Below are 22,704 nucleotides of genomic sequence, written 5' to 3' on the forward strand. Positions count from 1 at the left end.
CGTGCCTCGAATTGTATTTTTTGGAACCGTTCTAGTGCAGGGGTATCAACCTTTCGCCGAGCCGGTCAACCGGACACGGGGTCCCGCATCAGGATCGTGCCTCGGTCGCGGATGATGGGTGGAGCGCGGCATGCGCCGACTCCATGGCGATTGAAACGGCCGCGACCGCAGCCCTCAGCCTCGGCACCGCGTGATCGACGAAGGCCCGCAGCGCCGCGTTCCGGCGGGGGATGGGATGAAATACGAGGTGAACCGGATTCGGCGGCGGCTCGAACGCTGCAAGTACCGGAACGAGGCGCCCGTGCGCCAGATGTTCGACCACCTGATAGGCCATGGCTCGGCAGACGCCATGACCGCGGACCGCGGCATCGATGGAGGCCCTGGCGCTGTTCAGGACCAGACGTGGCTCCAGCGCCACCGTGATGGGACGAGACCGCGCGGGATTCCGCTCGGTAAAGGGCCAGAGTTCGTGCTCCGTCCCCTCCGCGCCGAGACAGCGGTGCGTCCGAAGATCCTCGGGACGCGCGGGTTGGCCTAGCGCAGCCAGGTAGGCGGGCGCTGCACAGACGAGCCGGCGCATGGCGCCGAGACCTACCGCTGTAAGGCCCGAATCGGGCAGGTCCGCGAGGCGCAGGGCTGCGTCGATCCCCTCCTCGGTCAGGTTGACCACGCGATTGACCAGGAGCACACGCATCGCCACGCCCGGATGCATGGCGAGGAAGTCTTCGACGACGGGCATCAGCTTTTCACGGCCGAAGAGTTCCGGCGCGGTGAGGGTGATCCTGCCTTCCAACCGGTCCGCTATCCTGGCCGTCCCCTCAGCTTCCGCCAGCTCTGCCAGCACGCTCCGGTACACGACGGCCTGACGCTCGCCGACCTCCGTGAGGCGAAGTCCCCGGGTCGAGCGGTGCAGGAGGCGATCGCCTAGGCGCTCCTCCAGCATCGCGACCGCGCGCGTCACGCTCGCCGGTGAGACGCCCGAATGGCGGGCCGCGCGCGCGAACGAGCCGGCGTCGACGACGCCGAGGAACAGCGCCATGGCATCGAGGCGATCCATCGTTGCAGATCCTGAAACACAGCTTTGCAGAGATCCGATATTATTGCGGCAAGCGATGGACGCTACCTCTTCGACAGGAAAAGCACGGATGCCAAGCGGCGCTGTCGAGGCCGCGGACGGGCACGGAACCGATGCAGCATGGTCAAGCGGTTCGGATCGGGGCTCGTCATGGGCGCCGTAGCGGGCCGCCCCTGCCCTCTCGGCCGCATTCGGGCTTTTCCTGAACTCGGCAGGCAGGAGGATCGAATGTCGGTACGCTACGGTAAGCAACAAGTCGGGGACGTCGAGGTGTTCTACCGGGAAGCGGGCCCTGGGGACGCACCCGTGCTGCTCCTGCTTCACGGTTTCCCAACCGCGAGTCACATGTTCCGCGATCTCATCCCGCTCCTGTCCGATCGCTATCGGATCGTCGCCCCAGACCTGCCCGGCTTCGGCAACACGGTCGCCCCGTCCCGCGCCACATTCGCCTACACGTTCGACCACCTGGCCGAGATCATGGAGGGGTTCGTCACTGCGTTGGGGCTGACCCGCTATGCTCTCTACATCTTCGACTATGGGGCGCCGACCGGTCTGCGTCTGGCGATGGATCACCCGGAACGGATCAGCGCCATCATCACCCAAAACGGCAACGCCTATGCGGAGGGTCTGAGCGCGGCGTGGGAACCTTGGCAGGCCTATTGGCGGGATCCGAGCCCGGCGAACCGCATCGCGTGCCGCGCCGCCCTCACGGAAGCAGCGATCCATATGCAGTACGAGCACGGTGCGCCGGCCGGTCGCATCGGTCCCGACGGTCTGACCCTCGATCTGCACTACATGCGACGCCCCGGTGCGGAAGAGATCCAGCTCGATCTGATTCTGGATTACCGCACGAACGTCGCGCTCTACCCGGCGTTCCAGGCGTATTTTCGCACCCACAGGCCGCCGCTCCTAGCGGTTTGGGGCCGCAACGACCCGTTCTTCCTGGCCGCCGGCGCGGAGGCTTACCGACGCGACCTGCCCGATGCCGAGATCCACTTGCTCGACACGGGGCATTTTGCATTGGAGACGCACCACCGCGAAGTCGCATCGCTGATGTTGGATTTCCTCGCGCGCCGGGTGATTTGACGCCCGGGTTACCGTTTGCCGAAACGTACCGTGGTTCGGCGGAGACGATCGTCTGATCCCGTCTTGCCGGGGCGAACCGACGCGCAGGCCCCGTTCGCACGCCCCGCGGTCTCGCTCAAGCGGATGTTTCGCCCGTCCAGCGGAGCGTCTCGACCAGAGCACGCAGGGCAGGCGTCACTTGCCGGTTCGGGTAGTAGAGATGGCAGCCGGGAAACGGCGGGCAGTAATCGTCCAGCACCTGCACGAGGTCGCCGGAGGCGAGATCGGCGGCCACGTCGCATTCCAGCATGTAGCCGAGGCCCGCGCCCGCCCGCACCACCGCGCCGGCCAGCGCACCGTCGTTCCCGACGAACTGTCCGCCGGCGCGCACGCGGACCTCGCGTCCGCCTTGGGTGAACTCCCACGGCAAGAGGCCGCCGCCGCCGACGAGCCGGTAGTTGACGCAACGATGCGCCTCGAGGTCGGACGGGACCGCAGGGCGGGCGTGACCCGCAAAGTAGGCGGGTGTTCCGACCACGACCGTGCGCAGGTCCGGGCCGACGCGGACCGCGACCATGTCGCGCTCCACCGAATCCCCAAAACGAATTCCGGCGTCGAAGCCCGTCGCGACGAGATCCGCGAGACGATCATCGACGACCACTTCGACGGAGACCGCCGGATAGGCGAGGAGAAAGCCGGGAAGGGACGGTTCGAGCACCGTTCGGGCGCCGAAGGCGAACGTCGTCAATCGGAGAGTGCCGGACGGCTCACCACGCCAGTCGGCCAGGGCCGCGAGGCCGCGCGCGACCTCCTCCAATGCCGGCCCGAGGGAGCGCAGCAATCGTTCGCCCGCGGGCGTCGGAGCGACGCTGCGTGTCGTCCGTGCGAGCAAGCGTAGGCCGAGACGCGTTTCCAGTCCGCGCATCGCATGACTGAGGGCGGAGGGCGACAGCCCGATCTCGGCCGCCGCCCGGGTGAAACTGCGGGTGCGCGCCACTGCCGCGAAGGCCGCGAGATCATCGAGTTCACCGCGTCGCATTGCTGCATCCCGTTCACAGACCCATGCCGTCCGATCCGGCTTATCGCCCCCCACGACGTGGCGCTAATGCTCGGTCACTTCATCGGGGGAGCATAAAAATGGATCTGACGCATTACCGGGCGCTCGGTCGTTCGGGGCTGGCAGTGAGCCCGCTGGCGCTGGGCACCATGACCTTCGGGACCGCGCGATGGGGACTCGACGAGAACAGCAGCCGCGCCGTGTTCGATGCCTATGTCGAGGCGGGCGGCAATTTCGTGGATACGGCCGACGTCTACGCGAACGGCACCAGCGAGGCGATGGTCGGTCGCTTCGTCAAGGAGCGCCGCCTGCGCGACCGAATCGTCGTTGCGACCAAGTTCGGATTCGCTGCGGGAAACGGACCGCATGCGGGGGGGTGCGGAGCCAAACACATCCACACGGCGATCGATGGGTCCCTACGACGTCTCGAGACGGATTTCATCGACCTGTACTGGGTCCACGTGTGGGATGGGATCACGCCGGCCGAGGAACTGCTGGAGACGATGAGTGGCCTCATTCGGGTGGGCAAGATCCGCCACTGGGGCGTGTCGAACACCCCCGCCTGGTACGCAGCCAAGCTCGCGACACTCGCTTCCGTGCGTGGCCTCCCCGGGCCGATCGGGCTCCAGTACTTCTATTCCCTGGTGAACCGGGACGTCGAGGACGAGCATATTCCCCTCGCGGCCGAGTTCGGCATGGGCATGGTGCCCTGGTCGCCCCTCGCCTACGGGCTCCTGACGGGCAAATACGATCGCGCAACCGTCGCTGCGGCGTCATCGCGTGGGTCTGGCCTGCCCAGGGACGCGGCGAAGGCGGGAGAAGTCCGTCCGGCCGACGACAGGCGCCTCGATGGTGCCAACCCGTTCGGCGACAGCCTGTTCACGCCTCGCAACTGGGAGATCGTCGAGGCGGTGCGCCGGGTGGCGGACGAAATCGACCAATCACCCGCGCGGGTCGCCCTGGCCTGGGTCGTGGGCCGGCCCGGCGTCGCTTCGACCCTGATGGGCGTCGGCCGGGCGGCTCAGGTCGCCGACAATATAGCGGCCCTCGAACTCGCGCTGTCCTCCGAGCATCGCGCCGGTCTCGATGCCGTGAGTGCGCCTGCCGAGCCGCGCCTGATCTATCGCTTGGCACGGCCCCCGCTCCGGCAGCAGGTGATCTTCGGCGGGAGCCGCGTCGAGGGATCGACCGAAGCGACGTTGCGACGGGACTGACGAAATCGCGCACGTTCCCGGTCACGCGCCGGTCAGGCTTGGTCCCCCCTCGGCGGCGTAGGCGTTGATGAGGGCGGCGAGCAATCCGGGAAATCGCGCCTCGACTTCGCGCCAGCGCGAGTGATCCCGCATCTCGACGTCGTGACGCTCGCTGCGGATCACGCCGGCCTCGCGGAGCACCTTGAAGTGATTGGACAGCGATGAGCGCGGAACGACGCGATTTCCCACCGCGGAGACGGCGGAGCAGGCCTCCACGCACCCCGGGCCGATCGAAGATGTCCGGCCACCCGCCGCGACGCATATCTCCTGATCGAAGACGATGAGGGAACCCGGATGCCGGCATCACCGCGACGGGCCCTGGTAAATGGAGGCCGCCAAGGCCGCCCCGATGCGCAAGGCCAGCCCATATGCCGGGCGTCGGCCGCGGGTCCGCGAAAATTCGGTCTCGCGGGTGCCGATCCGATCATCGGCTTTCGCATTCCAACCCGCATCACGCGGATTTCTGAAGAGGCGTCTGCCGACCATCGCGTGATCCGTCGACACGGGAGCTGTGTCCAAGAACGCGATGTGCTAGCCTCTTTACGCCATGCACCTTCCTTCACTCCCCTCGCGGCTGCTCACCACGATCCTTCGGGTCGCGGTTCTCGCCGTCATGGTGATGGGTATGGTCCTGGGCCATGCCGGACACACCCATCCGCCGGGCGGGGCAAGTGCGGCGGCATCCGCCGTAGGCTTAGGACGAGCTGATCCGGATCACCCGATCCGGCACCACGCTTCGTCCGAAATTCCGGCGGCCGGGCACGAAGGCAAAGCCGCGGCGCCGGAGACCTGCCCGGGCTGCTGTTCCTGCCCGGGCTGCTGTTCCTGCCCGGTCCTGGCTGTTCAAGCCTCCGGCACGGTGGATGGCGTCTGGGAAAAGTCAGGGCGCGTGATGCCGGCAACGGATCGGGCGCATCCCAGCGCGGTGCTGGAGGCTCTGGCGGAACCACCTCGATCCTTCGTGTGAGACGCGCCTGACGCCGCCTCCCTTTGGAGTGCGGCGACCGTCCCATCCTGCAAGGTTTCGACACGATGACAATTCGGCTTCCGGCTGCCCTCGGGGCGGCGGTTCTGACGTTCGGCCTTTGGTCGGCGACGCCCCGGGCACATGAGGGGCACGACCACGGCGATGCGGGAAAGTCCGCGCCCGCCGCCCAGGCGCCTCGCGGCACCTCATCGACGGATGGCCTCGAGCTGGTCGCGGTTGCCCGAAACGGCACCGTGACCGTGTTCGTCGACCGGGTGTCGACCAACGAGCCGGTGACGGACGCTTCGGTGACGGCGGAGACTCCGGAGGGAACCGCGACGGTGACGGCCGCCGCCGACGGGAGCTACCGCCTCGACGCGCATTGGAGCGAGAAGCCGGGCGAGTACGATGTCCCGTTCACCGTCACGACGAACGGTGCCTCGGACATCTTCCCCGTCACCCTGACCGTTCCCGTACCGCCGGTCCCCTCGGCCGGTGCAGGCACCCCGGCCTGGGCGGCGGGGCTCGCCGTGGCTCACGATTTTCGCCAGCACCTCGGGCAGGCCGACCCGCTCCCCATGATCATCGGCGGCGCCGGGTTCCTCCTCGGCGTGGTGGTGACTCTCTTGGTCCGAGGCCGGCGGCTCGCTCCGGCCCTCGGCATCCTCGTGCTGGCCGCCGGTCTGCTGTTCGGTCCGCCGGCCTTCGCGCATGAGGGGCACGACCATGGCGAGAGCGCCGCGACCGGGATGCCCATGGCGTCGGCCGGCGCCCAGGATCTGGCCCAGCGCATGCCCGACGGCTCGGTGTTCGTGCCCAAACCCACCCAGCGCATCCTGACCGTCCGGACCATCGTCACGGCCTCCGACCTCCTGGCCCGGACGACCGAGCTGCCCGGTCGGATCATCGCCGATCCGAACGGCAGCGGCGTCGTCCAGTCGTCCGTCGGAGGCCGCCTGTCGCCGCCGGCCTCGGAGGCCTTTCCGCGTCTCGGCACGCGGGTGAAGAAGGGCGAGGTGCTGGCGACCGTGACCCCGCCGGTCCAGGCGGTCGACGTCTCCGACATGCGCCAGCGTCAGGGCGAACTCGATCAGCAGATCACCATCATGGAACGGCGGGTCGATCGCTTCCGCAAGCTGGCGCCGGGCGGCTCGGTCTCACAGGTTCAGCTCGACGACGCGCAGGCCGAACTGAAGGGATTGACGGACCGCCGCGTCGCCCTCGACGGCGTCCGTCAGCAGCCCGAGGCGCTGGTGGCGCCGGTCTCCGGCGTCGTCGCGGAAGCCAATGCCGTCGCCGGGCAGATGGCGAGCCCGGGCGCGATGGTGTTCCATATCGTCGATCCCGCGCGGCTCTGGGTCGAAGCGCTGAGCTTCGACGCCCTCGCGAGCACCCAGGACGCCACGGCCCGCCTCGCGGACGGCCGGGTTCTGACGCTGAAATACATGGGCGCAGGACTTGCCGACCGCAGTCAGGCGGTGCCCATGCACTTCGCCGTTCAGAATGCGCCGGCCGAACTGCGCACGGGCCAGTTCGTGACGGTGCTGGCGGCGACGGATACGCAGCAGAAGGGCTTGGCGCTGCCCCGCGCCAGCGTCGTCCGTGGCTCGAACGGACAGAACATCGTCTACGAGCACACGCAGCCCGAGCGATTCGAGCCGCGTGAGGTCCAGGTCGAGCCCCTCGACGCTACCCGCCTGCTGGTGGTGTCGGGGGTGGGTCCGGGCAAGCGGATCGTGACCCAGGGCGCCGAACTCCTCAATCAGGTTCGTTGAAGGAGCCGGCGCCATGTTCACCTTCCTCGTCACGCAATCCCTGCGAAACCGGCTGGTCGTTCTGGCCGTCGCCGCCGTGCTGGTCGTCTACGGCGCGTTCACCGCGATCCGGCTTCCCGTCGACGTCTTCCCGGACCTCAACCGTCCGACCGTCACCATCATGACCGAGGCGGAAGGCCTCGCCCCGCAGGAAGTCGAGCAACTCGTCACCTTCCCGCTGGAGACGCAGATGAACGGGCTTCCGGGCGTCGCCCGCGTCCGCTCCGTCTCCGGGGTCGGCCTGTCGGTCATCTACGTCGAGTTCGACTGGAACACGGACATCTATCGCAATCGCCAGCAGGTCTCGGAACGCCTCGCGATGGCGCGGACCCAGCTGCCGCCTACGGTCAATCCGATGATGGGTCCGATCTCGTCCATCATGGGGCAGATCGTGATGGTGGCGGTGACGGGCGACACCGTGTCGGCCATGCAGCTGCGCGAGATCGCCGACTTCACGATCCGGCCGCGCATCCTGTCCATTCCGGGTGTCGCTCAAGTCATCCCGATGGGCGGCGAGGTACGTCAGTTCCGGGTCGCACCCCAGCCAACGGCCCTGCGAGCGCTCGGAGTCACCCACGGCCAGCTCGAGACGGCGCTCGCTCAGTTCGGAATCAACACAGGCGGTGGCTTCACCGACCAGTACGCGCGCGAATATCTCATCCGCAACCTCAGCCGAACGATGAACCTCGACGACCTGCGCAACATGGTCGTGGCAACGGTCGAGAAGAAGCCGGTCTTCCTCCGCCAGGTCGCCGACGTGTCGTTCGCCGCCAAGGTGAAGCGCGGGGACGCCGGCTACATGGGTGCCCCCGCCGTCGTGGTCTCCGTCGAGAAGCAGCCCGGTGTCGACACCGTGCAGCTGACCGCTTCCGTGGAGAGCGCATTGAAGGATATCACCGCCTCCCTGCCCAAGGGCGTACGGGCCGACCGGCTCATCTTCCGGCAGGCGAACTTCATCGAGACCTCGATCCGCAACGTCGAAACGGTCCTGATGGAGGCCATCGTCGTGGTGGCTCTGGTGCTGTTCGCCTTCCTGCTCAACGTCCGGACCACGGCGATCTCTCTCACGGCGATCCCGGTCTCGATTCTCGCCACCGCGGTGATCTTTCACTTCGCCGGGCTGTCCATCAACACGATGACGCTGGGCGGACTCGCCATCGCCATCGGCGAACTCGTCGACGACGCCGTGGTCGATGTCGAGAACATCTTCCGGCGCCTTCGGGAGAACCGGGCCGAGGGCAACCCGCGCTCGGTGTTCGACGTGGTGGTCTCGGCCTCGCAGGAGGTGCGCTCGGGCATCGTCTACGCGACGATGGTCATCGTGCTGGTGTTCGTGCCCCTGTTCGCCCTGTCGGGTATCGAGGGGCGTCTGTTCGCGCCGCTGGGCCAAGCCTACATCATCTCGATTCTCGCGAGCCTCGTCGTCTCCATCACCCTGACGCCCGTGATGGCCTATTACCTGCTCCCGGGGCTGAAGCGCCTCGACGAACACGAGAGCGGCCTGATCCGGGGTCTCAAGCGCGGCGTCGCCGCTTTGCTCCGCCCGGCCTTGGGCAACGGCCGCCCGATCATGGTCCTCGCGGCCCTCGCCGTGGCGTTGTCCGGAATCGCCGCGACGTTCCTGCCCCGGGCCTTCCTGCCTCCGTTCAACGAAGGCTCGTTCACCGTCAACATGACCTTCAACCCGGGCATCTCGCTCACCGAGAGCAACCGGGTCGGGCTCCTGGCCGAACGCATGCTCCTGGGCATTCCGGACGTGCTCTCCGTTGGCCGGCGCACCGGCCGGGCCGAGCTCGACGAACATGCCGAGGGCGTCCATTCGTCTGATCTCGAGATCGACCTGAAGCCCGGTGCCCGTTCGAAGTCGGAGCTCGTCGCCGATATCCGCAACCGGCTCGCGGTCCTGCCGGTCAACGTCAATGTCGGTCAACCGATCTCGCATCGCCTCGACCACATGCTCTCCGGGGTACGGGCGGAGATCGCCCTCAAGGTGTTCGGAGAGGACCTCGACACCCTTCGCACGGTCGCCGAAGACCTGCGCCGGCGCATGTCCGGCATCCCCGGCATTGCCGACCTGCAGGTCGAGAAGCAGGTGCTGATCCCGCAGCTGGAAATCCGCGTCGACTACGCTCGGGCCGCCCTCTACGGAGTGCAGCCCGCGGCCCTGGTGGAGCAGCTGAGCCGCCTGTCGAACGGCCAGGTCGTCTCGCGGGTCGTCGACGGCTATCGCCGCTTCGACGTGGTGATGCGCCTGTCCGACACGCAGCGCACCACCCAGCGCCTCGGCGATCTCCTCATCGAGACCCCATCCGGCTGGGTCCCGGCGCGGCAGATCGCCGATATCCGCGAGACGGACGGACCGAACCAGATCCTGCGCGAGAATGCGCGCCGCCGCATCGTCGTGCAGGCCAACACGGCGGCCGGCGCCGACATGGTCAAGGTCGTTGCCGGCATCCGGGAGCAGATCGGTGCCGCCAACTTGCCCGACGGCTACGTCACCCATCTCGAAGGCTCGTTCCAGGCCCAGGCGGAGGCGAGCCGCACCATCGGCCTGCTCTCGCTGCTTTCGCTGGCGCTGGTCTTCACGCTCCTCTTCAGCCGCTATCGCTCCGTCGTCCTTACGCTGATTATCCTGGGCAGCATTCCGCTCGCCCTGATCGGTTCGGTGGCCGCCCTCTGGATCGCAGGGCAGCCCCTGTCGGTCGCCTCGATGATCGGGTTCATCACCCTCACGGGTATCGCGACGCGCAACGGCATCCTGAAGATCAGCCACTGGCTCAACCTGGCGATCCAGGAGGGACTGCCCTTCGGGCCGGACCTCGTCATCCGCGGCAGCCTCGAGCGGCTCACGCCGGTGCTCATGACCGCGCTCTCCGCAGGGGTCGCGCTGGCGCCGCTCCTCATCGGTGCGGATGCGCCGGGCAAGGAAATCCTGCATCCGGTCGCCGTCACGATCTTCGGCGGCCTGATCAGCGCTACCCTGCTCGACACGATCCTGACCCCGATCCTGTTCCTGACCTTCGGCCGTAAGCCGCTGGAACGCCTGCGTGCCGAAGCCCATGCCGCACGGAGTTCCACGGTCGCCCCCCGGGGTACGCCGGCCGAGGCCTTCTGAATCCGCCACCTCCACGAGACAGCGAGAATTTCATGCGCCCCCTCATCGCCACGACCTTTGCCGCGCTCCTGGCCGTCTCTCTTCCCGCACGGGCCGCCGGTCCGAACGGGGGACCCACCACCGTCGTGGACGGCCACCCCATCGAGTTCGTCAGTTCCGACACGGATCTGACCTTCTTCATCTCGGACGAAGACGGCAGGCCCGTGGACACGGCGGGCCTGACGGCCAAGGCTTTCGTGCTGCGGAGCGGCAAGACCGAGACCGTGACGCTGAAGGGAGCCGCGCCGAACAAACTCATAGGCCCCCTGACGGCCCCCCTGGCGGCCGGCGCGAAAGTCACCCTGTCGGCAAAGCTGCATGGCCACAACCTGCAGGCGCGCTTCGAGAAATAGCGGCGCGATCGCATCGACGGCGTTCGATCCTGCGGATGAGGGGGCTTCAGGGTACCGAAGCTCGTCGCCCCGCCACCGACGACGCGTCTCACCGACGCGAGCACCCCATCGACGAAGCGACGCACGGCGGGCGGGCGTTGGGCCCTCTTTCGGAACGATGTTGCTGTTGAGGGCCGCCCTAAATCGATCCAACCGTCACGACCGCGCCATCGGGTATGGCGAGTTCGCGCGACACGATGGTTTGAGGCGCCCCCATTGTTGCGACTGCCGTGACCACCGGAAGGCCAGACGAGATCCGGCCACTCGCCGCGCTACTCCTTGGCTGAGCACCGTATCGCCCCTGGCATAGACCCGCCTATGGTCGGCTGCCGAGAGGTTGCCGCGCTCGTCCTGCTAGGCCTCACGAGCCTTGGCGTTCCGCGCGTGGGCCTTGTCCTCGATCGGATACCTGTCCTCAATCTGATACTTGCGCTCGCCCGGCAGAGCGAATTTCCTTTCGGGCAACGTCTCCCGATCCTCGCTTTCGCGCTTGGACATCGCAGTCGTCCTCATGCCTCCTTCAGCCTACGCCGAAGGAGCACCGATGTGCCGGGCGACCGTGTCGAGGCAGGGATCGCTGCGTCTGCGATAGCGCGAACCGGCACCGGCACTTCACCGCCGACACCCACCCGCCACGGACCGAGGCGATGCGGACAGGGAGGGGGAGGCGCACCGGAATCGTCAGGCGGAATCATTGGGCGCCCGCAGGCGGTAGCCGACGCCGGTCTCGGTCAGAAGGATGCGCGGCCGCTCGGGATCGGCCTCCAGCTTCTGGCGAAGCTGGCGGATGTAGACGCGCAGGTATTGCGGGTCGGATGAGGTCGAGACCGCGTTCATGAGCTGGGCGTGGGTCAGTGCCTTGCCGGCATGCTGAACCAGGACCCGCAGGAAATCGTACTCGCGCGGCGTCAGCTTCACCTCCGCGCCCCCCACGCGGACGATGCGGCGCACGAGGTCGACGCTGAGACCATCGACTTCGAACACGGCCCGCTCGCCCTGGACGGCGAGCTGGTGGCGCAGGGCCGCACGGATGCGTGCGAGCAACTCGCCCATGCCGAAGGGCTTCGTCACGTAATCGTCGGCGCCGAGATCGAGGGCTTCGACCTTGCCACCCTCGTCGTCGCGGCTCGAAAGAACCACGACGGGCAGATCGCGGTGATCCTTGCGAATGGTCCGGAGCAGATCGTGCCCCCGCATGTCGGGCAGGCCGAGGTCGAGGATGATCAGGTCCACCGTCTCGCGGGCCAGGATGTCGAGGGCGGTACGGGCGTTCGGCGCTTCGCAGATGCCGTACCCTTGCGTCGCCAAGCCCATGCGCAGGAGCTTCCGGATCGGCGGTTCGTCGTCGATGACCAGGATGTTCACGCTCATACCGGGTGGTCGTCCTTCGCGCGGTCCGACGGTAGAACGGGCAGCAGGATGGTGAAGGCGGCGCCGAGCCGGTCGCGCCGGTTGGCGGCCGTCAGCGTCCCGCCCATCGCTTCGACGAAGCCGCGTGCGATGGCGAGTCCGAGCCCCGTTCCGGCCCGGACACTGTCGGATTTCCGAACCCTGTAGAATTTGTCGAAGACCCGTTCGACCTCGGCCTCGGGCATGCCGTCGCCTTCGTCGAGGATTTGGAGGCGCACCCGTTCCCCTTCGACCGAACCCGCGACCGTGATCGCGGACCCTTCCGGTGCGTATTTGGCGGCATTGTCGAGGAGGTTGACCATCACCTGCTCGAACAGGACGGGATCGAGCCGGAGGGCAGGCAGGGCGGCTGGCACATCGAGCATCACGCGGTGTCCGGCAAGGGTCAGCCCGAGCCTGCGCAGGGCGGTGTCGACGAGTTCGCCGAGGTCCTGCTGCGTCAGGCTCGCGGCCACCGCCCCGGCTTCCAGGCGGGTCATGTCGAGCAGGTTGACGATGAAGCGGTTCAGTCGCTCCGCTTCGGCGATGATGGTTTCGAGAAGGTCCGCCTTGGCGTCGCGCGGGAGCGCATCGTCGAGGTCGCGCAGGGTCGTGGCCGCTCCGAACACCGAGGCGAGCGGCGTGCGGAGGTCGTGCGAGATGGAGGTCAGCAGGGCTTGGCGTAGGCGGTCGGTCTCCGCGGCGCGCTCGGCCCGGTCGAGGCTCTCCACAAGCCGGACGCGCTCGATGGCGAGGGCCGCCATGTCGGCGAGGGCATCGAACAGTCGCCGTCCCTCGGGCGAAAGGATCGGCCCGCCGCCGTCGGCGTCGAGCCCGATCACCCCGATGCCGCCGCGGCCGGTGCGCATGGGCAGGAACAGCCGTCGCGCGCCCGGCAAAGTATCCGCGCCCCGGCCCGCCGGGCGTTCGTTGTCGAAGGCCCAGGTCGCGGCGCCGAGATCGGCCGCATCGAGGGTGTCCTCGGGCGGAAAGCCGGCCCGGACCGTGACCGCCCCGTCCTGAGGCAGCAGGATGACGACCCGGACCTTCAGCATCGCCGCCACCTGGGCCGACGTCGCCCACAGCACGTCGTCGAGGGTGCCGCAGCCCGCGAGCGTGCGGCTGAAGCCGTAGAGGCGCTCCGTGGCGCGGGCCCGCCCCTGCGAGACCAGGGCGTCCCGCCGCGAACGGGAGGCGAGGTTCGAGACCACCACGGCGACTGCAGTGAACAGCAGGAACGCGGCGATGTTGGTCGGGTCCGCGATGGTGAGGGTGTAGACCGGCGGCAGGAAGAAGAAGTTGTACGACAGCGAGGCGGCGACGACGGCGGCGAGGGAGGGCCCGAGGCCGAAGCGTACGGCGACGGCGACGATGGCGGTGAGCAGGATCAGGTCGGCGTTCTCAACGCCGAGATACGGCTCGACCAAGAGGGCGAGGGCGAGGGACGCGGCGGTCGCGAGAAGGCCGACTCCGTAGGGCACGAACTCGAACGTGCGCTTCGTCGGTTCAGTGGCGACGGTCGTGACCGGAACCGGAGCGGCCGCTTCGCCCGCGATGACGTGGATGCTGATGGTCCCGGAGCGTCGGACGAGGTCGTGCACCACCGAGCCGTTGAGGAGTTCGAACAGTGGCGAGCGGTCGGACTTGCCGAGGATGATGTGATTGACGTTGGCGGAGCGCGCATGGGCGAGGATGCTGTCGGCGATCCGGCGTCCGCCCGGTAGGGTCACGGTCTCGCCCCCGAGGCGGTCGGCCAGCCGCAGGGTGTCGGCGATGCGGTCGCGCGCTGCTTCGTCGAGGGCGAGGCTCCGCGGACCTTCCACCGTGAGGGCGGTCCAGGGGGCGTGCAGCCGGTCGGCCAGGCGCTTGGCGTGGCGCACGAGGCCGGCGGAGCGCGGATCCTCGCTGACGCAGACGAGCACCCGTTCGCCCGCCCCCCACGGACCCGCGATGGCGTTGGCCCGCATGTGGTTGAGAAGCTCGTCGTCGACCCGGTCGGCGGTGCGGCGCAGCGCCAGCTCGCGCAGGGCCGTGAGGTTGCCGCGGGAGAAGTAGTGACGCAGGGCGCGCTCGGCGTTGGCTTTCACGTAGACCTTGCCGTCCTTCAGGCGCTGAATGAGGTCGTCCGGATTGAGATCGATGACCTCGATGTCGTTGGCGCGGTCGAGAATGCCGTCGGGCACCGTCTCTCGGACGCGGATGCGGGTGATCTGAGCGACGACATCGTTCAGGCTTTCGACGTGCTGGATGTTGAGGGTGGTGTAGACATCGATCCCGGCATCGAGAAGTTCCTCCACGTCCTGGTAGCGCTTCGGGTGGCGCGAACCCGGCGCGTTGGTGTGGGCGAGCTCGTCCACGAGGGCGAGGCCCGGCCGGCGCGCGAGAAGTGCGTCGAGATCCAGCTCCTCCAGGACCGTGCGGTGATACGGGACCGCCCGGCGCGCCACCACCTCGAAGCCCGCCACGAGGGCTTCGGTCTCGGCCCGTCCATGTGCCTCGACGAGGCCGACGACGACGTCGGTACCGGCCCTGAGCCGGGCGCGACCGACGGTGAGCATCTCGTAGGTCTTGCCGACGCCGGGCGCCGCCCCGAGGAAGATCTTGAGGCGGCCGCGGCGGCCCTCCTCCCGGCGCGCGGCTTCCAGCAGTGCGTCGGGCGAGGGCCGGTCGGGGTCGCGCGGGGGGACCTTCTTCGGGGGGCGGCTCATCCGGCTCTGGTCACTCCGGCCTCAGGTCGTCGAGGGCGAGGTTGAGGGCGAGCACGTTCACCCGCGGCTCGCCCAAGATTCCGAGCAGGCGACCCTGGACGCGGGCCTGCACGAGATCCCGAACCCGGTCCTCGGGCAGGCGGCGCGCCCGCGCGACGCGCGGCACCTGGAACAGGGCAGCGTCCGGGGAAAGGTCCGGATCGAGGCCGGAACCGCTCGCAGTGACGAGGTCGACGGGCACGCTCCTTCCCGGGTTCTCGGCCCGGCGCGCCGCAAGGTCGGCGCGCACGCGCTCGGCCAGGGCGGCGCTGGTCGGGCCGAGGTTCGAGCCCGAGGAGTTCGCCGCATTGTAGGGCGACGGGACGGTCTTGCCCGCATCGGCCGGGTCGGCGGCGCTGGTCGCAGACGGACGGCCCTGGAAGTAGCGCTCGGTGGTGAAGGCTTGCCCAATCAGGTGGGAGCCGACGATCCGTCCGTCGCGCTCGATCAGGCTCCCGGCGGCCTGCGCCGGGAAGAGGGCGCCCGCGAGGCCGGTCATCGCCAGGGGATAGGCGAGCCCGGTGATCACCCCGAGGGCGATGAGGAGCACGAGGGCGGGGCGAAGCTGATTCAACATGACGGAGCTCTCGACGGTAGCAGGCAGGTGCGGCTCAGACGAGGTGCAGGGCGGTGATCGTCAGATCGATGGCCTTGATGCCCACGAACGGCACAAGGATGCCGCCGACCCCAAAGACGGCGAGGTTCCGGCCGAGCAGAGCGCCCGCCCCGACCGCCCGGTAGGACACGCCGCGCAGGGCCAGGGGGATCAGCGCGACGATGATCAGGGCGTTGAAGACGATGGCCGATAGGATCGCGCTTTCGGGAGAGGCGAGCCCCATGACGTTGAGGCCTTGGAGCTGAGGATAGAGCCCGAGGAACATCGCCGGGATGATGGCGAAGTATTTGGCGACATCGTTGGCAATGGAGAACGTGGTCAGGGCGCCCCGCGTCATGAGAAGCTGCTTGCCGATGCCGACGATCTCGATGAGCTTGGTCGGATCGCTGTCGAGGTCGACCATGTTGCCGGCCTCGCGGGCCGCCACGGTGCCGGTGTTCATGGCGACGCCCACATCGGCCTGGGCCAGGGCCGGGGCGTCGTTGGTGCCGTCGCCGCACATGGCGACGAGCTTGCCCTGAGCTTGCTCCCGGCGGATCAGCGCGAGCTTGTCCTCCGGGGTCGCCTGGGCGAGGAAGTCGTCGACACCGGCCTCGGCGGCGATGGCGGCCGCGGTCATGGGATTGTCGCCGGTGATCATCACCGTGCGGATGCCCATCCGGCGCAGCTCGGCGAAACGCTCGCGGATGCCACCCTTCACGATGTCCTTGAGATAGATCACGCCGAGCAGTCGGCCGTCGCGGGAGACGGCGAGGGGCGTGCCGCCGGCCTTGGCGACGTCCTCGGCGATGGCTTGGATCTCTCGGATCGCCTCCGGGGCCGCGCCCGGGCCGTAATCCAGGGCGACGCTCGAGCCGTGGGTCGCCATGGGCTGCCGGCTCACCGACCCGATGATCGATTCCACGGCACCCTTGCGGATGGAGGATCCGTCGAGGTCGACGCCGCTCATTCGGGTCTGCGCCGTGAACGGCACGAAGGTCGCGCTCAGGCTCGCCATGTCGCGGGCCCGGATGCCGTAGCGGTCCTTGGCCAGGACCACGATGGACCGGCCCTCGGGGGTCTCGTCGGCCAAGGATGCCAACTGGGCGGCGTCGGCCAGATCCCGCTCCGACACGCCGCGCACGGGGCGGAACTCCGTCGCCTGCCGGTTGCCGAGCGTGATCGTGCCGGTCTTGTCGAGGAGGAGCGTATCGACGTCGCCGGCGGCTTCCACGGCGCGGCCCGACATGGCGAGGACATTGAAGCGCACCAGCCTGTCCATGCCGGCGATGCCAATGGCGGAGAGGAGCGCCCCGATGGTGGTCGGGATCAGGGTCACGAACAGGGCAACGAGGACGATGACGGGAATCGTGCCGCCCGCATAGGCGGCAAAGCTCGGGATCGAGGCGACGGCGAAGACGAAGACGAGGGTGAGCCCCGCGAGCAGGATGTTGAGCGCGATCTCGTTCGGGGTCTTCTGCCGCGCCGCGCCCTCCACGAGGGCGATCATCCGATCGACGAAGGTCGAGCCGGCGGCGGCCGTGATTCGCACCCGGATCTCGTCGGACAGCACCTGGGTGCCGCCGGTGACGGCCGAGCGGTCGCCGCCGGATTCGCGGATGACGGGGGCGGATTCGCCGGTGATGGCGGCCTCGTTCACGGAGGCCACGCCGAGGATGACCTCTCCGTCGGAAGGGATGATGTCGCCCGCCTCGACCAGCACCACGTCGCCGACAGTAAGGCTGTTCCCCGGCACCATCTCGTGATCCCGTCCGGGTCCGGTGAGGCGCTTCGCCATGGTCTCGGTGCGGGAACGCCGGAGACTGTCGGCCTGGGCCTTGCCGCGTCCCTCGGCGATGGCCTCGGCGAAGTTGGCGAACAGAAGGGTGAACCAGAGCCACAGGACGATCTGGGCCGAGAAGGCGAGGTTGGCGCCGCCCGTGACGACGTCCCGGACGAACAGGATCGTGGTCAGGACGGCGACCACCTCGACCACGAACATGACCGGGTTCCGGACCATCGTCCGGGGGGCGAGCTTGGTCAGGGCGCCGACGAGGGCCGGCCCGACGAGGGCGGCCTGAAACAGGCTTGTGGCGTTTGGGCGAGTCATGGCGTCTATCCGGAGCGGGGGATTCTGAGGAGGCCGAAGCGCCGGAGCGCCGCGCGGATCGGGACGGTCAGGGTGCGAGCGCTCGCCCGAGCAGAGTCACCGCTGCCCCGAGGCAGAGGGCGCCGAGCAGGGCCAGCCCCAGGAGGACGAGGACGACGTCCGAGATGCGAAGGGCGGATCGGTGCCGGTCGACCCGACTCCACGTCCGCGGGCGGGGCCGGTGCTTGGCGAGGGCGCGCCGGGTCGGCGTGCGGCGGGGCAGCGTGATGTGACGCATCTCAGCCGCCCGCCGGGAAGGTCTGGCCCAGGCCGCCGGCGAGGTGCTCGACGATGGGCCCCAACGCCAGTGCCGGAAAGAACGTCAGGCCGCCGACGATGAGGATCACGCCGACGAGGAGCCCGACGAACAGGCCGCTGTCCGTCGGGAAAGTCCCGGCCGAGGCCGGCACGGTCTTCTTCGCCGCGAGCGAGCCCGCGATGGCGAGCGCCGGGACAATGACGAAGAAGCGGCCAAACAGCATGCCGAGGCCCAGCGTGGTGTTGTAGAAGGCCGTGTTCGCCGTCAGGCCCCCGAAGGCCGACCCGTTGTTCGCCGCCGCCGAGGTGAAGGCGTAGAGGATTTCCGAGAAGCCGTGCGGACCGGCATTGGCGGGGCCGGCGAGGCCGGCCACGACCACCGTCGCCAGGGCCGTGAAGCCGAGCATCATCAGTGGCAGGCACAGGATCGCGAGCATCGCCATCTTGACCTCGCGGCCCTCGATCTTCTTGCCGAGGTATTCGGGGGTGCGTCCGACCATCAGGCCGGCGACGAAGATCGTCACGATGACGAAGACCAGGATGCCGTAGAGGCCCGCCCCGACGCCGCCGACGATGATCTCGCCGAGCTGCATGTTGATGAGCGGAACCATGCCGCCCAGCGCTGTGAAGCTGTCGTGCATGGCGTTGACCGCGCCGCAGGACGCCGCCGTGGTGATGGTGGCGAACAACGCAGAGGCCAGGATCCCGAACCGGACCTCCTTGCCTTCCATATTGCCGCCGGTCAGCCCGAGTCCGTTGAGGACGGGGCTGCCCGCGCTCTCGGCTCCGTAGACGATGGCGGTACCGGCGAGGAACAGAACGGCCATGGCGGCGAGGATGGCCCAGCCCTGGCGCTCGTCGCCGACCATCCGGCCGAACACGTTGGTCATCGCCGCGCCAAGGGCGAAGATCGAGACCATCTGAACGAAGTTCGCGAGGGCCGTCGGGTTCTCGAACGGATGCGCGGCGTTGGCGTTGAAGAACCCGCCGCCATTGGTGCCGAGCATCTTGATGGCGACTTGGCTCGCCACGGGGCCGACCGCGAGGGTCTGCTTGGCGCCCTCCAGGGTCGTCGCCTCCACGGCCGCCCCGAGGGTCTGGGGAATCCCCTGTGACACCAGGAACAGCGTGTAGACGATGCAGAGCGGCAGCAGCACGTAGAGCGTGGTGCGTGTGAGATCGACCCAGAACGAGCCGATCGTGCGGCTCGAAGCCCGGCTGAACCCGCGCACCAGCCCCACCGCCAGGGCGATGCCGGTGGCCGCCGAGAGGAAGTTCTGGTGGGTCAGGCCCAGCATCTGCGTGAGGTACGACAACGTCGTCTCGCCTCCATAGGATTGCCAGTTCGTGTTTGTGACGAAGCTCGCGGCGGTGTTGAAGGCGAGGTCCGGCGCGACCGCCGTCTGGCCGTCCGGATTCAGCGGCAGCGCGGCCTGGATGCGCAGGAGCGCATAGAGGGCGAGGAAGCCGAGGACGTGGAAGGTCAGCATCGATAGCCCATAGGCCAGCCAGTGCTGTTCCTGCCGCGCATCGATGCCGGCGGCGCGGTAGAGGCCGCGCTCGATGGGGCCGAGCGCGGGCGACAGGAGGGTGTGCTTCCCCGCGAAGACGCGGGTCATGTAGCCACCGAGGGGGCGGGCAAGCGCCACCACGACCGCGCAGAACAACGCGATCTGAATCCAGCCATTGAGGGTCATGGGGAGGGTTTCCGTCAGAACCGCTCGGGGCGGACGAGGGCGTAGGTGAGATATCCGAACAGCCCTAGGGCCGTGAGGGCGCCGAGTGTCAGGTCGAGGGTCATGGCGCGGAGCTCAGAGGCGTTCGCAGAGCGCGGCGTAGCCGGCGGCCAGGCCGAAGAAAGCGAGCCCGAGGGCGATGAACGTAATGTCCGGCATGGTGCGTCCGTTGCGGTTCGGCGAGCCGGTGTTGGGACTGGCCGTGCTCGTTGACCCTTGTGGACGCGTTCCGCATGAGGGTTCGAGATGGAAGCGCGGGCGATTTCATAAGGATCCCATCAGGATCGCCAGACTGTGTGTCGTGCTCGTTCGAGGGGAAGCCCCCTGAGGATTACGCGCCGAGAGCCGTCCGCAGCGCGAAGGGCCGAACCCAACGGGCACCGGCCGCCCGGAGTCCGATCCGGGTGCACGAGACACCTTTTTACAGCCAATTGATCCAAGTTAATTACGCCGTCGATCCACACGCCGAGAAAGGACGCCGACCTCGCGCGAGCGGTCGGGTTGCGCCGCGGTGACGGCTGCCTTCTTCCATGCCGGAGCTCTACATCCCTATGGCGAAGAATAGCTCGGGAAGCCGCGGCAAGACGAACCCGGAGATCGAGCCCGCTTACCGCGCTCTGGTTCTCGGGAAGGATGGCTCGCTCGTCGGGTCGGTCCGCCTCGACTCGCGGAACGACGAGGAGGCCTGCGCACGTGCGAAAGCGCTCGTCGATGGCCACGCCATCGAGCTCTGGCAGGGCGTGCGCTTCATCGAGCACTTCCCGATGGGCGATTGAGGCGGACCCGCCGCCGACGGGCGTCGCCCCAAAAGTAGCTGGAGGGCCGCCTATCGCCCGCCGAGGGAGGCCGGTTGTCCCGGAAGGGTCACCCGGTGGCCGGTGTCCGTGAGGGTATCCCCCACGACTCGGTAGACGCCGAGCGTCCGGTCGACGTAGTTGCCGACGTAGACGTAATCACCGGACGGACTGAAGACGATGCCCTGCGTCACAGCCCCGGCTGGGGCTTCGGCGACCCGCCGGACCTGGCCGTCGGGCGCGATGGAAAGCAGCGCCACGGCCCCGTTCGGCGTGTAGCCCGGACTGCCGTGCGGTGCGCTCGCCCCGCGTACGACCGAGACGGCGGCGTGGCGTCCGTCGGGGGCGATGGCCAGGGCTTCGGGCGTGTCGCCGATGCCGAGATGATCGATCACGACGGGACGAGTCCCATCGGCACGGATCACGCTCACGGTGTCGGCATGGCCGTCGCTCGGCTCGGGCCCGGTATTGCCCGTGAGGGCGACGGCCCCGTCCGGCGTGACGGCGAGACCGTAGACGCCGGGGCCGACGGGCAGATCGAGTCCGGTTTCGGAGCGCACCTGCGTTCCGTCGATGGACAGGACACCGAGCTTGGCGGCCTTGTTCTTCGCGACGAAGGCCCGGCGCCCGTCCGGCGCGAAGGCCACCGCCGCCGCTTCGTCGCCGACATCGATGGTGGCGACCGTGCGCACCGTGGTCCCGGCAATGGTCAGGACGGTGACGCTGCGACCCTCGCGGTTGGCAACCAATGCCAGGCCGCCGGACCTGTCGATGGCGATCCCGGATGGCTGACGACCGACCTTGACCGTCTCGACAAGACGGGGCGGCACGGCAGCGAGATCGATGACATGGAGCCGGTCGTCGGGCTGCGCGTACCAGGCGGTCCCCTCCTGCCGCATCAGGACGGAACTCGCGACGAGGCCGAGCCGACCGTTCGGGGTGATTCCGAGGTTGGTCGGTGGTCCGTAGACGGAATTGTCGAGGGGCAGGGTATGAACGAGGCGAGGTCTTGCCTCGTCGCTGACATCGAGGATGCCGACGGAATCGTGGCCATTCGGGCCGTTGCGGCCGCCTGCGGGATCGAAGAAGGTCTTACCGTCGAGGCCGACAAGGATGAAGGGTGGCGCCCCGGCCGCGGATGCGCTGGTGACGACGAGAAGCGCGATCGCCCGGACGGCGTTTGTGAGGGTTCTTCTCATGACCCCGACATAGGGGACATCCGCCGGAAAGCCCGTCCGTTGCATCGCCGCTTTGCGGCCGGCCCCGTACTGCGACGCCCGGCCGTTTCCGTCGTTGCCCCTCGGGCATAGGGCCTAGGAAGCCACCTTCATGTATTTGAAATTAATTCAGTGTTGCCTCACGACCAAATTCCAACCTTAAGCAAGACATCTATATTGATTTTATCATGTGATTAAACTATTTCTTAGATCTGGTCGGCATCAATAACTAACGTAGTTTACGACGTCGACCTCCTGATAGTCAACGCTCGATCACTTGCTCGGTCTCTGGCCCGAGGGCTTCCGCTATGGCCCCGACCACGTCTTTGAATTCGACAAGTCACCTTCGGTCATGTCGCCGACAGCGAGGACGCGGTGCGGGCCATGGCCGAGCGCCTCGTGCGTGAGGCCGAAGCGCGAAGCTGCACCCCGTGCGGCGAGCGGCCGGGCCGCGAGCGGACACGCCAGCTCAATTCCCCTTGGCGGGACGGCGAGGCATCCGGCTGCGGCCGGTCCTGATCGCGTGTGACAGCGCAGTCCGTCATGCGAACGACCAGCGCTTTCGGGGGGCTCTGCTCGGCCAACGCAGACAGGCTGTCGAGGGCGACGGTGCCGGACGGTCGCGTTGGGGGACAGACGATGTTCAACCCGATCGTTCGTTTGCCGGTCTCGGGGACCATTCTGTTGACCATCGTCGATCATCCCGCTCCGACAACGGCGCCGGTATCCCGTCTGAGAACCTCGGGACGGTGTTCGATCCGTTCTTTACGACGGGGCGCGACCAGGGCGGCCTCGGCCTACACATTGTCTTCAGCCTCGTCGCAACGAGCGTACAGGGGCAGATCGAGATAGCCAGGACCGCCGGTGGGAGCCGTCATCACCCTCGATCTTCCCATGACGCTGACGCGCTCCGATCTGTACCCGCAAGAGATCCCGGCCAAATCGGTTGGGCATCGAAGCCGAATCCCGGCGAACCGCAAACCCATTGAACGCCGGCATGTCCTGGGATCAATGGGGCCTGCGTGAACCGTTCGACGGTCGG

General features: G+C 68.1%; 18 protein-coding genes and 1 pseudogene. 7 read left to right on the top strand and 12 right to left on the bottom strand.

The window, feature by feature from the left end; genetic code table 11:
* Nucleotides 1-88 precede the first annotated feature (88 nt).
* Entirely contained in the window at nucleotides 89-1,057 is a 969-nt protein-coding gene (locus ASF22_RS05635; protein WP_056262326.1) for a LysR family transcriptional regulator, read from the bottom strand.
* 246 nt (nucleotides 1,058-1,303) lie between these two features.
* On the opposite strand from ASF22_RS05635, the gene ASF22_RS05640 reads away from it, so the two are divergent.
* A complete protein-coding gene (locus ASF22_RS05640) occupies nucleotides 1,304-2,161 on the top strand; it encodes an alpha/beta hydrolase (protein ID WP_056262328.1) in 858 nt (285 codons plus the stop codon).
* Nucleotides 2,162-2,276: 115 nt separating this feature from the next.
* On the opposite strand, the gene ASF22_RS05645 is transcribed toward ASF22_RS05640, so the two are convergent.
* Entirely contained in the window at nucleotides 2,277-3,179 is a 903-nt protein-coding gene (locus ASF22_RS05645; RefSeq protein WP_056262331.1) for a LysR family transcriptional regulator, read from the bottom strand.
* Nucleotides 3,180-3,277: 98 nt separating this feature from the next.
* On the opposite strand from ASF22_RS05645, the gene ASF22_RS05650 reads away from it, so the two are divergent.
* Nucleotides 3,278-4,411 (top strand): aldo/keto reductase, encoded by a 1,134-nt coding sequence (locus ASF22_RS05650; RefSeq protein ID WP_056262333.1) that lies wholly within the window; start codon nucleotides 3,278-3,280, stop codon nucleotides 4,409-4,411.
* Between the two features lie 21 nt (nucleotides 4,412-4,432).
* Here ASF22_RS05650 and ASF22_RS05655 read toward each other — a convergent pair.
* Nucleotides 4,433-4,672 (bottom strand): annotated as a pseudogene (locus ASF22_RS05655) (transcriptional regulator); the annotation flags it as partial.
* Nucleotides 4,673-5,482: 810 nt separating this feature from the next.
* Between ASF22_RS05655 and ASF22_RS05660 the strand changes: the two are divergent.
* From ASF22_RS05660 to ASF22_RS05670, 3 genes are read left to right on the top strand one after another with little or no spacing between them, the layout of a single operon-like run.
* Nucleotides 5,483-7,192, top strand: a complete 1,710-nt coding sequence (locus ASF22_RS05660; protein ID WP_056262411.1) for an HlyD family efflux transporter periplasmic adaptor subunit — start codon at nucleotides 5,483-5,485, stop codon at nucleotides 7,190-7,192.
* Nucleotides 7,193-7,205: 13 nt separating this feature from the next.
* Nucleotides 7,206-10,346: an efflux RND transporter permease subunit gene (locus ASF22_RS05665; protein WP_056262340.1), complete on the top strand. Its 3,141-nt coding sequence runs from the start codon at nucleotides 7,206-7,208 to the stop codon at nucleotides 10,344-10,346.
* 32 nt (nucleotides 10,347-10,378) lie between these two features.
* Nucleotides 10,379-10,738, top strand: a complete 360-nt coding sequence (locus ASF22_RS05670; protein WP_056174264.1) for a hypothetical protein — start codon at nucleotides 10,379-10,381, stop codon at nucleotides 10,736-10,738.
* 393 nt (nucleotides 10,739-11,131) lie between these two features.
* Here ASF22_RS05670 and ASF22_RS05675 read toward each other — a convergent pair whose 3' ends face one another.
* The 8 genes from ASF22_RS05675 to ASF22_RS05710 all read right to left on the bottom strand — a co-directional run bounded on the left by ASF22_RS05675 (nucleotide 11,132) and on the right by ASF22_RS05710 (nucleotide 19,716).
* The gene (locus ASF22_RS05675; protein ID WP_200927098.1) at nucleotides 11,132-11,275 is read right to left on the bottom strand and encodes a hypothetical protein; all 144 of its coding nucleotides are present in this window, start codon (nucleotides 11,273-11,275) and stop codon (nucleotides 11,132-11,134) included.
* A gap of 183 nt (nucleotides 11,276-11,458) precedes the next feature.
* Nucleotides 11,459-12,148, bottom strand: a complete 690-nt coding sequence (locus tag ASF22_RS05680; RefSeq protein ID WP_056262344.1) for a response regulator transcription factor — start codon at nucleotides 12,146-12,148, stop codon at nucleotides 11,459-11,461.
* Nucleotides 12,145-14,874: a sensor histidine kinase KdpD gene (locus ASF22_RS05685; RefSeq protein WP_056262347.1), complete on the bottom strand. Its 2,730-nt coding sequence runs from the start codon at nucleotides 14,872-14,874 to the stop codon at nucleotides 12,145-12,147. The genes ASF22_RS05680 and ASF22_RS05685 overlap by 4 nt, the downstream gene beginning before the upstream one ends.
* A gap of 10 nt (nucleotides 14,875-14,884) precedes the next feature.
* Entirely contained in the window at nucleotides 14,885-15,490 is a 606-nt protein-coding gene (locus ASF22_RS05690; RefSeq protein WP_056262349.1) for a K(+)-transporting ATPase subunit C, read from the bottom strand.
* A gap of 34 nt (nucleotides 15,491-15,524) precedes the next feature.
* Entirely contained in the window at nucleotides 15,525-17,618 is a 2,094-nt protein-coding gene (kdpB, locus tag ASF22_RS05695) for a potassium-transporting ATPase subunit KdpB (protein ID WP_056262352.1), read from the bottom strand.
* 67 nt (nucleotides 17,619-17,685) lie between these two features.
* Complete coding sequence (locus tag ASF22_RS05700; protein ID WP_056262353.1) at nucleotides 17,686-17,895, bottom strand: hypothetical protein; 210 nt, start codon at nucleotides 17,893-17,895, stop codon at nucleotides 17,686-17,688.
* A gap of 1 nt (nucleotide 17,896) precedes the next feature.
* On the bottom strand, nucleotides 17,897-19,612 hold the full coding sequence (kdpA, locus tag ASF22_RS05705) for a potassium-transporting ATPase subunit KdpA (protein ID WP_056262356.1): 1,716 nt from the start codon (nucleotides 19,610-19,612) through the stop codon (nucleotides 17,897-17,899).
* 14 nt (nucleotides 19,613-19,626) lie between these two features.
* Nucleotides 19,627-19,716: a K(+)-transporting ATPase subunit F gene (locus ASF22_RS05710; protein WP_056174250.1), complete on the bottom strand. Its 90-nt coding sequence runs from the start codon at nucleotides 19,714-19,716 to the stop codon at nucleotides 19,627-19,629.
* Between the two features lie 465 nt (nucleotides 19,717-20,181).
* Here ASF22_RS05710 and ASF22_RS05715 point away from each other — a divergent pair, with 465 nt between their 5' ends.
* A complete protein-coding gene (locus ASF22_RS05715; protein ID WP_156368911.1) occupies nucleotides 20,182-20,427 on the top strand; it encodes a hypothetical protein in 246 nt (81 codons plus the stop codon).
* A gap of 50 nt (nucleotides 20,428-20,477) precedes the next feature.
* Here the strand turns inward: ASF22_RS05715 and ASF22_RS05720 are convergent, their stop codons facing one another.
* Nucleotides 20,478-21,644: a YncE family protein gene (locus ASF22_RS05720; protein WP_056262358.1), complete on the bottom strand. Its 1,167-nt coding sequence runs from the start codon at nucleotides 21,642-21,644 to the stop codon at nucleotides 20,478-20,480.
* Between the two features lie 449 nt (nucleotides 21,645-22,093).
* Here ASF22_RS05720 and ASF22_RS25165 point away from each other — a divergent pair, with 449 nt between their 5' ends.
* Entirely contained in the window at nucleotides 22,094-22,651 is a 558-nt protein-coding gene (locus tag ASF22_RS25165) for an ATP-binding protein (RefSeq protein ID WP_280137408.1), read from the top strand.
* Nucleotides 22,652-22,704: the final 53 nt, after the last annotated feature.

Source organism: Methylobacterium sp. Leaf87, assembly GCF_001422775.1.
Lineage (GTDB): Bacteria > Pseudomonadota > Alphaproteobacteria > Rhizobiales > Beijerinckiaceae > Methylobacterium.

Coding starts and splice junctions, on each gene's coding strand:
- ASF22_RS05635 (WP_056262326.1), bottom strand. CDS start 1,057: ATGGATCGCCTCGATGCCATGGCGCTGTTCCTCGGCGTCGTCGACGCC.
- ASF22_RS05640 (WP_056262328.1), top strand. CDS start 1,304: ATGTCGGTACGCTACGGTAAGCAACAAGTCGGGGACGTCGAGGTGTTC.
- ASF22_RS05645 (WP_056262331.1), bottom strand. CDS start 3,179: ATGCGACGCGGTGAACTCGATGATCTCGCGGCCTTCGCGGCAGTGGCG.
- ASF22_RS05650 (WP_056262333.1), top strand. CDS start 3,278: ATGGATCTGACGCATTACCGGGCGCTCGGTCGTTCGGGGCTGGCAGTG.
- ASF22_RS05660 (WP_056262411.1), top strand. CDS start 5,483: ATGACAATTCGGCTTCCGGCTGCCCTCGGGGCGGCGGTTCTGACGTTC.
- ASF22_RS05665 (WP_056262340.1), top strand. CDS start 7,206: ATGTTCACCTTCCTCGTCACGCAATCCCTGCGAAACCGGCTGGTCGTT.
- ASF22_RS05670 (WP_056174264.1), top strand. CDS start 10,379: ATGCGCCCCCTCATCGCCACGACCTTTGCCGCGCTCCTGGCCGTCTCT.
- ASF22_RS05675 (WP_200927098.1), bottom strand. CDS start 11,275: ATGTCCAAGCGCGAAAGCGAGGATCGGGAGACGTTGCCCGAAAGGAAA.
- ASF22_RS05680 (WP_056262344.1), bottom strand. CDS start 12,148: ATGAGCGTGAACATCCTGGTCATCGACGACGAACCGCCGATCCGGAAG.
- ASF22_RS05685 (WP_056262347.1), bottom strand. CDS start 14,874: ATGAGCCGCCCCCCGAAGAAGGTCCCCCCGCGCGACCCCGACCGGCCC.
- ASF22_RS05690 (WP_056262349.1), bottom strand. CDS start 15,490: ATGTTGAATCAGCTTCGCCCCGCCCTCGTGCTCCTCATCGCCCTCGGG.
- kdpB (WP_056262352.1), bottom strand. CDS start 17,618: ATGACTCGCCCAAACGCCACAAGCCTGTTTCAGGCCGCCCTCGTCGGG.
- ASF22_RS05700 (WP_056262353.1), bottom strand. CDS start 17,895: ATGCGTCACATCACGCTGCCCCGCCGCACGCCGACCCGGCGCGCCCTC.
- kdpA (WP_056262356.1), bottom strand. CDS start 19,612: ATGACCCTCAATGGCTGGATTCAGATCGCGTTGTTCTGCGCGGTCGTG.
- ASF22_RS05710 (WP_056174250.1), bottom strand. CDS start 19,716: ATGACCCTCGACCTGACACTCGGCGCCCTCACGGCCCTAGGGCTGTTC.
- ASF22_RS05715 (WP_156368911.1), top strand. CDS start 20,182: ATGCCGGAGCTCTACATCCCTATGGCGAAGAATAGCTCGGGAAGCCGC.
- ASF22_RS05720 (WP_056262358.1), bottom strand. CDS start 21,644: ATGAGAAGAACCCTCACAAACGCCGTCCGGGCGATCGCGCTTCTCGTC.